Consider the following 12,503-nt stretch of genomic DNA (forward strand, 5'->3'; position numbering starts at 1 on the left):
GTCATCTTTACTCAGCAATCTCTTCCTGATCGCCCTGCTCAAGTGCAGTTCCTACAAGTTTAAGCAGTTCAAGAACACTGCGGAAATGCACTTTCTTTTTTCTCTCAGCCCAAAGGACCTGCCCCTGCCATGAAGTATTCTGTCTAAACTTCACATGCACCAAAAAAGTTGCCTTCTCACCTCTGAATGACTTAAGAGTTCTGATTGGCTCTCTCTTTCTGATGGAATTCGGATTGTGATAATCCTTGGTCTTATCCTTTTTGCCAAAGGTTCTGTAAGATGTGGTCCTCTGAGGGAAATCCCAATGATCATAAAGATCATCCATCTCCATTATCAGCTCGTATGCACTTCCAAAGTTGATTGCCTCCTCCTCGTATGGAGTCCACATTTCGCCCTGGATATCATTATTCTCAGCCTTGTTGATACAAACGCATACAAGATTTTTGCCATAAATTCTAGCTTCTGAATCACTCATGTTTTTTCATTTTTCCCCATATTATTGTAGTCAGCATAATGCATGCTGCCATTACCAAAACTCTTCCATACAAGCTATCTGACATATCATCAGTAGCACTGTTTCTCGCTCCAAGTACTTCTTTAACTATCTCATCCGCTCTTCTTGCGCCAAGTACTTCACCGTTTTGACCATCGCCTTCTGCAGGCTTTGTTGCAGTGTCTGATTTTGCTGCGGCCTGGCCTGAGCTACCGGAATCACTTCCGGACTCATTATCCTGGCTGTCCGATCCTGTGTTGTTCTCATCAGGCTTCTTATCAGCCTCTTTTACCTTAAGCTTACCGGGAACCACTGTTATATCGTAGTTGCTCTCAAGAGTACCATCGTTCATAACATAGGTGAAATAGTTAAAGCTCTCACCGACTTCCTTCTGCTTTCCGGTAAATTTATATGTAACACCTTCGCCGTCGACAAAGCCGTCACCAGAAACCGTAACCTCATGATTCTCTAAAACCTTGCCGTCATATTTCTTTTTATCACTTGCTGACTTAAGTATTACTTCTCTGGGATTTATCGTAAGCTTTCCCGCAAAATATTCAAAACTGAATTCATCGGTAACATCAGCTCCGGATGCATCCCGAACAACAGGCGCTCCCGATATATTTAGGAAATGTGTCCCGGCATCCTTAGCAGTGACGGAAGCACTTATGCCGCTAACCGTAAATGTCGCTTCGCCGATCGAAAACTCTATGTTCTCATTTGGATCACCGCTTGCTTCTATTCTAAACTCCGAATAGCTTCTTCCGTTTACTATAAAGCCGCTCAGAGTCTGATCGCTTCCATTATACTTAGTCTCGCCGCTTACACCTGTTACAGTAAGGATATATTTAAGATCCCCTTCTCTCTTAATAACAGTGAGATCACCAAAGCTAAGATCGACATTGTAGTCATTTAAGTCGGTGCCTTCCCATGGAATAATCTCGAAGGAATTAAATGCATGGCCTGTGGTTATGCTTTCAGTAAAATTATAATCAGCACCATCACCGGGAAGCCATCCCTCCTCTACTTCAAGGGGTTCATCTCCGTTCACAAGAGCTTTACCGTCATAAACCTTGGCAAGGCTTTTGGATCTAAGTGTCAGTGTAGGCTTTTCAGTAGTAGCTTCACCTGCACCCTCTCCGTTTCCTTCGCCGCCACCCTGTTCCGGTGCATCAGCTGCAGGAACAGTGCCATCATCAGTAGTATTCTGACCATCATCAGTGTTATCAGTAGCTTCATTCTTAACTGCAGGATCCTGGCTATCCTCATTAGATTCAGCATCTGCAGGATTCTCTTCATCTGAAGGAGTGGCTCCCTCTGCCGGCACAGCCTCTTCACTTGGAACTGTATCGCTATCGCCTGCCTGCACCTCTTCCTCATCTGTAGGAGCATCGGTTTCACCTACTATCTGAGAAGCATCAGCTTCAGGCACTTCATCAGCATCACCTGCTGCCTCTGTTCCCTCGGCAGATATATCCTCTTCTACCAAAGGACTGCTCTCATCCTCTGCATTAACCGCCTCCATTTCAGGAGTTCCTACTTCTTCAATATCACCGGCAGCTTCTTCAGCCTCTGCACGAACAGTCTGCGCAGGAAGATTAAATGCAATATTTCCACTGATCAAAGTAGCCGATAATGTGGCAGCTATTATCGCTTTCTTTATAAAAGACTTACTTCTAATCAAAATTAAAACCCTCGTAACAAAAAAGTCCTATTTCAACACTTTAATTTTAGCCTTTTTTACAGTTAAAAGCAACCTGAAAAGCCTCTCCGGCAAACCTTAAAATGTATTTCCAATTTCCTGTAAACTTCTTTGTTTATGCCGCAGTCCTTAAAAGCTATTTTTGTTATTATTACCGCAATTATTGATTAGTCTGCAGATAGAAATAATTCCATAATTTAAAAAGCCGATGGGCGTAGCTTTTATGCTATCCTCGGTGAATTTATTTTTACAAACCGGAGAAAAATATGAGAAGAAAAGCATTATGGGGAATTATTATGATGACAGCATTACTTACAGCCTGCGGCAGCGCAGCAAAAAATACTGAAACAACAGATGTGGCCGCAGAAGAAAATCAGGGTGAGCCTGCAGGCTCCATTGAGGATGCAATCGCTGAGGAAACCTCTTATCAGGAGGAAGCCACTGAGGCTGAAGAAACCGCTTCCGAAGATAAAGCTGGCGATGAAGGTCCAACCGCTGAAATAAGTGAGCACGTTCCTCCAAAGTACACCAACCTTCGAACCGAAGGAGCCGGTACAATCGAGCGCATATCCTACACAGCCCACGATTATGCCGGTGATGGCAGCGAGATTACAAAGGAAGCAAATGTGTACCTTCCTGCAGATTACAGCGAGGATAAAAAATACAACGTTCTCTACCTTCTTCACGGTATCGGCGGTGATGAAGATGAATGGGGAATGAACAAGAACACATCTCGTGTAAAGACAATAATGGATAATCTTGCATACTACGGTGACATCGACGGCTTCATCGTTGTAACACCCAACGGCAGAGCAGGAGCCGAGTACAAAAAGGACAGCTCCATGATTGATGCCTTCTACCTCTTTGGCCAGGAGCTTCGAAACGATCTGATTCCATACATGGAATCCCACTACAGCACCTACGCCGACTATCAGGAAGGCGGCTACGACATGGCTGCCACAAGAGCACACAGAGCTATTGCAGGTCTGTCCATGGGCGGTATGCAGACCATCAATATCGGTCTTGATGAATGCACAGATCTTTTTGGATACTTTGGTGCTTTTTCCGCTGCTCCCACAAGTAACATTGCATCAAAAACCGCCAGCATTTTAGAAAACAGTGAATATGATATCTACTACTTCTACAACATCTGCGGTCTTCAGGATAAGGTTGCTTACTCCAGCGCATCGGCAGCTGCAAAAACCCTTCCCGCCCTCAGCGATAAATTCACTGACGGCGAGAACTTCATGTGGCAGGAAATGTCCGGCGGACACGACTTCCACATCTGGTATCAGGGCTTTTACAATTTCGCTCAGATCGCCTTTAAGCACGATAGCGAAAATAAATAACGAAGTTCCGCTCTCGCCTTCGCTCGCCGGAACAACTCCATACTACCAGGCTCGAAAATACCTCGCCAGGTAGTATGGGTTTATGAAGCTCGGTTGTATATCTTTTTTACGTGTTTGCTGCTGCCACCGATTATAACGATGGCGGCAACAACACTTACCATTTCAAACACAAGCAGTACCGCTCTCTGATCAAGGTACAGTGTCATAACTCCCGCAAGAAGCTCTGCAATAAGTGAGCCTGACGTACTTAGCACCTGAAAGGCTCCGTTAAATCTTCCCTTTTTCTCATCGGGAACATAGCTCTGAGTAGCCGATATTCTGATGGTGTAACTGGTCACACCGCCAACTCCCACTATAAGCGACATAAGCATCGCAAGCGGAATCGGAACATACAGATACAATCCTTCAAACAGTCCGATAATTATGTACACGCCTATTGCCAGATAGTACTTGTATTTAACCGGAATCTTTTTCCTGTAATGAAACATTCCGCCAAGAGCCCTTCCCAAGAAGGCAGTTCCAAACACAAGCTGAAACAGATACTCACCGTTTTGATAATTGCTCTTATAATATGGCAGACAAATTACGTTTGCAGCACCTCCTGCCATGGTACTGAAAAGGAAATACACAGCGATTGCAAGAAGTCCTTTTTCCGAAAAGAGATACTTAAAGCCCTCTTTGATATCCAGGAGCATCCTTGATATCTTGCCCATGTTCTCGCCTTCAATGCTCTTTTTCTGTTTCTCAATGTACTTCTCTTCCGCACCGATTCTTGTTTCAAGAGTCGCAGCGACCACAAAACACACCGAATCAAAGATCATAAGCGGTGCCATTCCAAACATATTGTAAAGGAAGGTTGCCACCGGGATCATGAACATGGACATGGTCTCAAGTACACTCGCTATGGAATAGGCCTTTGAATAATTACCCTCAGTTATAAGAAGAGGATAAAAGCTGTCATAGGCAACCATATAGATGCTTGAAACCGTTCCGATTGTAAGTGAAAATAGCGCAAACAGCGGAAAACTAAACCATCCGCCAAGCACAAATATACCAACAAGCAGGTACAGCGCCCCCATGAAATAATCCAGTGTATATATCATCTTTTTCCTTGAAAATCTATCAAGGATTGCCCCTGAAATAATAGGCATTATTAGCTGCGGCACAGTGTAGGTCATAAGGTAAATGGCATACATCATAGTGGATCCCGTGTAGTCAAGAACCATGAGGCTCATTGCAAAGCCTGCCATGCTGTTGCCAAACATTGATACCACGCTGCCCAGCGTTATTATTGTAAAATCCCTTGTCCATAAGGGGTTTTTAGTTTCTTTTACTTTTTCCATGATGTCCTCCTAAGTTGTCATTAAATCTTGTAAAACAAAAATTCCGCCTGCGTTACGCAGACGGAACAAATAATCTATTAATGCCACAAATACAAGAACTATTCTACCGGCACAGCATATAAAGAGGCAACACATAAATATAAAATATGTTTACCGAAAATGCTCTAGATTGATATGATTCATCTTTTCATAAGACTTCCTGTTCATGGATAACAAAACAGGCCTTACGAAATAACGTAACGCAGCTTAGCCAATATGGCTGTCAATATGCATTAGAATCAATATCAAATCCTGGTCATCTCCTTAACCTCCGCTTTTTTAAAAACCACTATTTAGTTTTAACATCCTAACTAAATTACGTCAACCATTTTTTGCCTAAGCTTTTGAAAATCATTCTGTAAAAACCCTCGTTTTACAGTTCATAAAAATCGGCATTGATATATTTGGTGTCGCTGGCATCTGATGAATCGGAGCCGGGTCTTCCGAAAATCGAACCAAACACACCCATTACGCCCCAGGGCCCTATAAAAGCAACATCCTGTGAAACCTCTGATATTACTGATTTTTGCTGATCAGCGCAGGTTACCTTTGCACAATCCCTTATCTTAAGCCTCTCGCGGATAAGCTCTGTAGGTATATCATCACCGATACTTACAAGGGCACAGTCCCTCAGCACCACGCCTTCAGGATGGTTCTCAAGCATCTCCCTGTCCAGTGACACCATGGCTCTGTCTTCAATCACAAAGCCGTCAAGAACGACTACCTTTGCGCAGTTCACATTGAGCTGATTGAATTTCTCCAGGCAGGATCTATCGATCTTCACTGTACCGTCCACAGCAAGAGCTGTAAGCTTTTCAAGAGCAGGAAGGCTTTCCTTCTTAATTGTCACATCTCCTGAAACATATATATTGTTTCCCACAGATGAAATAAGGGCATCATCAAGATGGAAATCATCACTGTTCATAATCCTGCACTCATCAGGTATTTCAACTATCTTTGCCTCGATGTTGATGAGCTGCAGAGCCTTTTCGAGATGGCTTTTCCTTATGTACACCTTGTCCGTGTAAAACTTCACGTTCTTTTCAGCAAGCTTGCCAAAATCCGTCTCAGCATCAACATCAAATATGCAGGTGGATGCAAAATATCCACTGTTCTCTGCTGCTCTCATAGGGAAATACTTATCAAGCTTATACTTGTTATCGAGCATCACATAATCATCAGGATATCCCTTTACCATGCCGTTAAGGGTGATACTGTGCATGGGGAGTTTTCCTGTAATACTCTTAGGACACAGGATAACGCCGTTAATGCTTATCTTTTCGTACTTGTTTAATATCTCTTCGCAGCCGGGCATGATCTTAAGAAAGCCGTTTACATTCAGGAACGTTCCCTCCTTAACCACAGTCTCCGGGCCGATCTCATACACTCCGTTTACGTTCTGAACATCCTTCTGAGGCCTGTCCTCCTCATCGCTTCTGATCTCGTCAGCCTTGATATTGAAGGGAAGTTTGCTGAGAATCTGCTTACTTCTCTCATCCACAATTACCTTGTCTGCGGATATTATGATTTCCTCATACTCCTTGTAGTTGTCTTCGTTAACTTTTCTCGTGTCGCATACATCGCAGTTAATCTTAAGTCGCATACCCTAATCCCCTTTTCTTTTTATTTAAGTTCATAAATCCATTAAAATATTTTCATTGCTGTCATTTCTTAGAACAGCGCTTATTTAAGCAGTTCTCTAAGGTGCATTTTCGCATCATGAAGCTTACTTCTGACAGTCCCTGCCGGCATCCCAAGCATCTCTCCTATCTGCCCCGAGGTAAAATCTTCAAGATATCGCAAAACAAAAACCTTGCCCTCATCCTTGGGAAGGGAGTTAATAAGTTGCATCCATTCTGCCTCCGTATACTCGCACCGCAGCTCTCCAAAATCAGGCATTTCATCAGATAGGTCTTCCCTCTTCTTTTTCCGTAAATCATCTATGAAAAGGTGCTTGATGGTCTGATACATCCAGGCTCTTTTCTTGAAAAAATCAAGAGATTCCAGAGTCTCAAAATGATCGATTGCCCTTAGGAACCCTTCCTGCACCAGCTCCTGTGCTTCGTATCTGTCACCTGTCATGGCACTGCACCAGGATAATAATTCTGCATTCAGTTGTTCATATAATTCTGTTATGTCCCGGTACATTTAAGTCTCTGCTCCCCGTGCTAAGTATACCATTTAAGCGCTTCTGTATATATAACGGATGAGTCATCAAAAATGTTGGAAATTTTTTAATTTTTTGTATAAAAAATGCGTACCGCCATATATAAAGGCAATACGCATGCTTTTCTCTCGTTACATATAAACGATTTTTGCATCAAAAAAATGCTTCTATCATTTCAGAGACATCACATATATCTGGCAGGGATTAGCCTCATCCCACAAAAGAGGAAACACCTCAAACTCCTGAAAACCAAGGCTTATATAAAATCTGTTGGTAGCATCATAGTCATCGTAATGCCCCATCTCAACAGTTTTTACCTGCATGAAGGAATACCCCTTCTCCTGTGCAATGCGCTTTGCCTCCTTAAAAAGCTCCCGGCCAATACCCTTTCTGTGATATTCAACAAGAACTCCCATAACCGCCAGCTCAACGGTAGCATTACCTGTCTGCTTAAGGCATAAAAAGCCGACTGCCTTACTGTCTTTTTCGCCTGCGACTTCAGGTCTGCCCTCATCCTCTGCCACCAGCATAATCTGGTCTGCGCTCTCTCTAATGTATTGCTCCCTTGATTCCTCAATTCCGAACCAATCAGGAAGCGCTTCGAGAATCTTTCTTACTACTCTTCGCTTTTCATCTTTATCTTCAAGTAAACGTACCAAATTTTTATCCCCTTAATTTAAACTAATAAAAAACTAATCCCACCAATAGCTTCCGTAAAACCGATCTACATGATCCCCTGTTATGGCCACATCGAATACTCCCAAAAGCGCAGGGCCGCCGCCGGAATAACTGTCAAAATCAGTCTTTGCCAGCTCGTCGTTTTTATGGAACCACTCAAGCACCGACTGCCCCTCTTCATAATTTCCAAAAAAGCTCATATTACAGGAGGAATCAAAGGTCGTATCCTTATCTATGATAAGCTCCATATTCTTTTCATCATCACCCATAAGTGAACTGGTGGCAACATCCTTAATTACGACTTTATCCTCTGAAAAATTCATGGAATCATGGGAGTAAACCGTATAGTAAATGCGATGCATCACTCTTTTTCCGGAAAACTTGATGTATGCGCCGTCATAACCCGAGGTCTTTGCATTGACAAGAGCGCCTTCCGCAGAGGACTCCGTCTCGAATCTATCGTAGGTTACGCAGTAAAACGGCTTTGGATTCAGATTCTCCCACTCAGGTGAGAAAACCACAGTTGCTACAGCCCCCTGATCCTCTATTTTCTGAGCAAGCTCTTTTGCCTCCTCAAGATCCTCATAAGCGCCTACCCATACGCCATAAAAGCCCTCATCGTAATAGTCACTCGGAAGCGCATAGGCATCGTAATTGTAGTTATCGGTAAGCACTTCTCTTACCTTATCGATGGTTACAAAGGGTACATCATCCTCTTCAATTTTTCCAAGAACCATGTGACTTTCGCCATCCTTTAGAAGGGAATTATCATATATGAAATCAAGCTCTATGGTATCATCACCGGTCATGGCAAACTGAGCTTCATACTCCATGGGCATGGTGCCGCTTCCAAGGGTGCTATATGTTCCGCAAAGCTTATCATCACCTATAAAATGATACTCACCGCCGGCAAAAAACACCTCGGTGCCCGGAGTCTCTCTGTAAATCTTGAACATTCCCCTCTCGCCATATTCTACGTAAAGAGGATTATCGGAATCCTTTTCCTTCCAAAAACCAACCATCGCCTCCGGAGGATTACCTGTGCCTGCAAACTCATTGAACATGTATGGAAAAGCATCCTCAACTCTGCTGTCATGCTCAAAATGAAGTGTCTCCTCGCTCCCTGAGAAAAATGCACCTGTAAAATCTATTCCCTTATCAGTGAGCATAAGCCTGCAGGGCTGCGGGGCACTTTGATATTTACCCATATTTGACATAATGGAAAAGGCCAAAATATCACAGGTAAAAACATCATCATTCTGATTTTTGGCAACAGCCTTATCATCGGGAATAAGCTCGGCGCCCCAGAAAGTATACGCGCCAAGATAATCGGAATTCTCATCATCTTCAGAGATCCCCACATGAGCATAGAGATTGTCAGCAAACTCATAGATATCAAGAATATAATATTCACCTTTGCTGCTTTTACAGCTGTATTTTCCGCAAAGGCGTTTAGCCAAAGAAAGCTTTACATCCGGCGCTGTACCATCAGGCTCGCCCGAATTCTCCGGCTTATCATCTGAAAAAACGTCATTCTCACCTTCAGATGCGGTCTCATCATCCGGCGAACCCTCCTGGGGCTTATCTGCCAAGGGCTCCTGCTCTGATGTATCCTCCACTACCTTTGAAGGCGCAGTGGTATCACCCTTAGTCCCTGCATCAGATGCAGACTTAGAGCATCCCGCCACAAGTATCAATGACGTCACAAGAAACGACAATAATGCTTTTCTCTTCATTAATCCCCCTACTCGAAAAATACCAGAAACTCCACCTCGATTATAACAGATATACTCTGTTAAAAGTAAAGATAAAAATGTATAATAGCCGCAAAAAATCTCAATCTCACTCCTCAATTACTACACTCCACATCCTTCTTGGAAGCCTTCCTCTCCATTCTGTAGGGCGTTTCATTTCTCATAAGTCTTGTTTCCAGATCTGCGCTGAGCTCAACGAAGTAGAAATTCCCACCATTTTTCCAACTGCCTGAGGCCCACATACCACAATTAAATTCGCCATATTTATCTCCACATTTTTAAAGACGCATATTTTCTTTGGAAATCTTTATTTTTTCACCTGCAGCCTTGCGATAGAGATGTAATGCTTCACCCTGAAGTTTTCTGTCGCATTTTCCAAAAGCATCTCCATATGCTCCTTATCCCACGCGGATAGCTGCTCAGGTGACATTGAAGCGCCTACGCCTCTGCAGGCACGCATTCGTCCGTGCCATCCCTCTCTTGAAAAAGGAATGTCCACGCGAAACTCCTCCTGTGACAGCAGCTCAAAGTTTTTCAGATACTGATCCGGCACCCACACGGGATGAACTGTGTCACCATAGGCTGTCCAGTCAGGATTGTGCTTCAAAATGATTTCTTCGCTTTTCCCTGCAACCGGGTCCTCGTAAGGAAGCCAGCCCATGTAAAGGATGAGGAAGTTGCCCTCGGGCTTAAGCATTTTTGCAAAGGTTTCTGAGGTTATGTCGTGGTTAAAATACCAAATGCACTGACATGCAGTAATGACATCGAAGGTGTTGTCAGGAAAGGATACTTCCTCCGCTTTTGCTGTGAAGAAATCTATATCCATCCCGCTTTCTTTCGCAAGCTCTTTTGCCTGCTCAATCTGGTTTTCAGCGATGTCCGTTCCTGTCCACTTCGCGCCGTATCTATACATGTTTCTGGGAAGGACACCGGTTCCGGTTCCTATGTCCAGCACGTTTTGTCCGTCTATGCACAAACCCATATTCAAAACGTAGTCATAGAATTCCTGCGGATAAATATCCCTGTATTTCGCGTAATCCTTGGAGGTTTTTCCCCAGTCAAAAGCCTTGCCCTTATCAATGTCCTGTATAATCATGTGCTTTCTCCTCCGTTTCCACCTGCTGCTATCCGTTTCCTTTTTTCATTAACTCAGTGCAAATCTCGCTGCACTCTCAGCATGAATAACCGTTGTATCGAAAATCGGAAGCACTGAATCTTCCTGCCTTATGAGGATTCCAATCTCTGTGCAGCCAAGGATAACTGAATCTGCGCCTTTGTCCTTAAGCTTTGTTATTATGCGGGAGTACGCTTCTCTTGAGCTCTCCTTAACTATTCCGCAGCAGAGCTCATCAAAGATTACGTCGTTAACGATCTTGATATCGTCCTCATCAGGAATTATAACTTCAAAGCCTCTTTTGATGAGCCTTGATTTATAGAAGTCCTCTGTCATTGTGTATTTGGTTCCCAAAAGGGCTACCTTATGTTTTCCATGTCTTTCAAGCTCGTCTCCTGTTGCGTCCGCAATGTGAATCATAGGAACAGTTAGCTTATCCTGAATCTGAGGGAACATCTTATGCATGGTATTGGTGCAGATAAGAACTACATCTGCTCCTGCATTCTGCAATTTTACTGCAGCATCTGAAAGTACATTTTCGATTTTGTTCCACTCCCCTGCAGACATGTATTTCTCAAGTTCACCAAACTCCACGCTATAGAGGATGATTCTGGCGTTATGAAGGCCGCCAAGCTCCTTTCCCACATATTCGTTGATAATCTTGTAATAAGGGATTGTGCTCTCCCAGCTCATTCCACCGATAAGTCCGATTGTTTTCATGTTGTGACTCCTCCTTTTTGGCTATAGCATACCAAATGAACTACCTCCACCGACTCTGCGTCGGAAGAGATTTCTGTTATGCCGCAGAGCGGCATGAACCTTTGGGATGCTTAGTGCATCCCAAAGAACAGGGCATGTCCACTATGCCCCTATCCCATTGGGTTACCTTTGGGAATACTTTTCTTAAGATATTTGCAGCTCCGTTTATGTCTGCATTTGTTATTGTCCCATCGTAGTGCCTGTAAAGTCCACGTTTTATCCTTTTTCCGGAAAAAACATAGTCAGCATTACTTCCCTTTTTATACACAGGGATTGCATCCATCGCAAGAAAATCCGCTTTGGATGTATAGCTCTCTTCCGTAAGCGCAAACCTTATCCCGTATTCAGCAAGTTTATATCTAAGCATATCTGCAAATATCAGCATTGGTATCTGCACAAAATTCTGGTTACTGATATGCCCCATACCCGCTTCCTGTTTCTGGAATACGTTATGCCCCATCACTACTGCATCTACATGATTATCCCTCGCATAGTCTGCAAGCTGTCTGCTTATCTTATGGAACTCATCCTTTATGCGCCTGTTGCGCTTTTCAGTGAGTATACTCATTTTCCTGGTGCGGTATCTGTTATTGCACTTCATGGCACATGATGAGAGCCGCCCCATTTCTTTGTTGTAGAACTGGTTTACGGACTTTATCAGTCCGCCCTTTATCACAAACGGTTCTGCTCCAAAGTTGTTCGCTACGGCTGCTATATTGTCCGTACCAGGATCTATCGACATGACCCTGATATCGGAAATGTCATCTTTTGATGAAAGAGATCTGAGAACATCCTTGTCATCCAAAGGCTCTATACCCACTGTTAAGACATCGATCACCACATCCATCACAAAGTCCTTACCATGTGGTTTTATCCGCACTTCCTTAAGTTTCCCCCGGGGAAAGTCCCTGCCAAGTTTTAAAGTATCTGTTGTTCCGGGAAAACGTATATAGGAATCATCCTTTATCCTGCATATCTGATTCGTAAGGATGGCAGTCTTGTATTTTCCCTGGCGTACATAACCCGGCATACGGGGACGCCCCGTAAATGCAGATGGTGTCTTGGCGTATGTCTTCACTGCTTCAAAAAATGATTTGTAATCCCT

Annotated in this window: 12 protein-coding genes; 1 reads left to right on the forward strand and 11 read right to left on the reverse strand. The window is 43.6% G+C overall.

The features are described 5' to 3' along the window. Positions 1-7 precede the first annotated feature (7 nt). Positions 8-475: a hypothetical protein gene (locus tag G608_RS23990; RefSeq protein WP_242829411.1), complete on the reverse strand. Its 468-nt coding sequence runs from the start codon at positions 473-475 to the stop codon at positions 8-10. Beyond that, positions 468-2,177: a hypothetical protein gene (locus G608_RS0115295; RefSeq protein ID WP_026496748.1), complete on the reverse strand. Its 1,710-nt coding sequence runs from the start codon at positions 2,175-2,177 to the stop codon at positions 468-470. The genes G608_RS23990 and G608_RS0115295 overlap by 8 nt, the downstream gene beginning before the upstream one ends. A gap of 284 nt (positions 2,178-2,461) precedes the next feature. Between G608_RS0115295 and G608_RS0115300 the strand changes: the two genes are divergently transcribed. Next, the gene (locus G608_RS0115300; protein ID WP_026496749.1) at positions 2,462-3,544 is read left to right on the forward strand and encodes an alpha/beta hydrolase; all 1,083 of its coding nucleotides are present in this window, start codon (positions 2,462-2,464) and stop codon (positions 3,542-3,544) included. A gap of 80 nt (positions 3,545-3,624) precedes the next feature. Here G608_RS0115300 and G608_RS0115305 read toward each other — a convergent pair whose 3' ends face one another. The 9 genes from G608_RS0115305 to G608_RS21450 form a co-directional block, all read right to left on the reverse strand. Then, positions 3,625-4,887, reverse strand: coding sequence for an MFS transporter (locus G608_RS0115305; RefSeq protein WP_026496750.1), 1,263 nt, complete (start codon positions 4,885-4,887; stop codon positions 3,625-3,627). A 412-nt stretch (positions 4,888-5,299) separates the two neighbouring features. After that, positions 5,300-6,529, reverse strand: coding sequence for a hypothetical protein (locus G608_RS0115310; RefSeq protein WP_026496751.1), 1,230 nt, complete (start codon positions 6,527-6,529; stop codon positions 5,300-5,302). A gap of 80 nt (positions 6,530-6,609) precedes the next feature. Continuing rightward, positions 6,610-7,074, reverse strand: a complete 465-nt coding sequence (locus G608_RS0115315) for an RNA polymerase sigma factor (RefSeq protein WP_026496752.1) — start codon at positions 7,072-7,074, stop codon at positions 6,610-6,612. A gap of 189 nt (positions 7,075-7,263) precedes the next feature. Beyond that, positions 7,264-7,752, reverse strand: coding sequence for a GNAT family N-acetyltransferase (locus G608_RS0115320; protein WP_026496753.1), 489 nt, complete (start codon positions 7,750-7,752; stop codon positions 7,264-7,266). Positions 7,753-7,785: 33 nt separating this feature from the next. Further along, positions 7,786-9,507 (reverse strand): SPOR domain-containing protein, encoded by a 1,722-nt coding sequence (locus tag G608_RS0115325; protein ID WP_026496754.1) that lies wholly within the window; start codon positions 9,505-9,507, stop codon positions 7,786-7,788. Between the two features lie 113 nt (positions 9,508-9,620). Next, positions 9,621-9,767, reverse strand: coding sequence for a hypothetical protein (locus G608_RS23350; RefSeq protein ID WP_155833306.1), 147 nt, complete (start codon positions 9,765-9,767; stop codon positions 9,621-9,623). A 65-nt stretch (positions 9,768-9,832) separates the two neighbouring features. Next, positions 9,833-10,621, reverse strand: a complete 789-nt coding sequence (locus G608_RS0115335) for a class I SAM-dependent methyltransferase (protein ID WP_026496755.1) — start codon at positions 10,619-10,621, stop codon at positions 9,833-9,835. Positions 10,622-10,669: 48 nt separating this feature from the next. Further along, on the reverse strand, positions 10,670-11,359 hold the full coding sequence (locus tag G608_RS0115340) for an aspartate/glutamate racemase family protein (RefSeq protein ID WP_026496756.1): 690 nt from the start codon (positions 11,357-11,359) through the stop codon (positions 10,670-10,672). Positions 11,360-11,435: 76 nt separating this feature from the next. Beyond that, the coding region (locus tag G608_RS21450) for an RNA-guided endonuclease InsQ/TnpB family protein (RefSeq protein WP_081677455.1) at positions 11,436-12,503 on the reverse strand (1,068 nt) is incomplete at its 5' end.

The organism is Butyrivibrio sp. WCD3002 (assembly GCF_000424265.1).
Taxonomy (GTDB): domain Bacteria; phylum Bacillota; class Clostridia; order Lachnospirales; family Lachnospiraceae; genus Butyrivibrio.

Bases quoted from the DNA above. Each gene is read 5' to 3' on its own strand.
- G608_RS0115305 (WP_026496750.1), bottom strand. From the start codon at position 4,887: ATGGAAAAAGTAAAAGAAACTAAAAACCCCTTATGGACAAGGGATTTT.
- G608_RS23990 (WP_242829411.1), bottom strand. From the start codon at position 475: ATGAGTGATTCAGAAGCTAGAATTTATGGCAAAAATCTTGTATGCGTT.
- G608_RS0115340 (WP_026496756.1), bottom strand. From the start codon at position 11,359: ATGAAAACAATCGGACTTATCGGTGGAATGAGCTGGGAGAGCACAATC.
- G608_RS0115335 (WP_026496755.1), bottom strand. From the start codon at position 10,621: ATGATTATACAGGACATTGATAAGGGCAAGGCTTTTGACTGGGGAAAA.
- G608_RS23350 (WP_155833306.1), bottom strand. From the start codon at position 9,767: ATGTGGGCCTCAGGCAGTTGGAAAAATGGTGGGAATTTCTACTTCGTT.
- G608_RS0115315 (WP_026496752.1), bottom strand. From the start codon at position 7,074: ATGTACCGGGACATAACAGAATTATATGAACAACTGAATGCAGAATTA.
- G608_RS0115300 (WP_026496749.1), top strand. From the start codon at position 2,462: ATGAGAAGAAAAGCATTATGGGGAATTATTATGATGACAGCATTACTT.
- G608_RS0115310 (WP_026496751.1), bottom strand. From the start codon at position 6,529: ATGCGACTTAAGATTAACTGCGATGTATGCGACACGAGAAAAGTTAAC.
- G608_RS0115325 (WP_026496754.1), bottom strand. From the start codon at position 9,507: ATGAAGAGAAAAGCATTATTGTCGTTTCTTGTGACGTCATTGATACTT.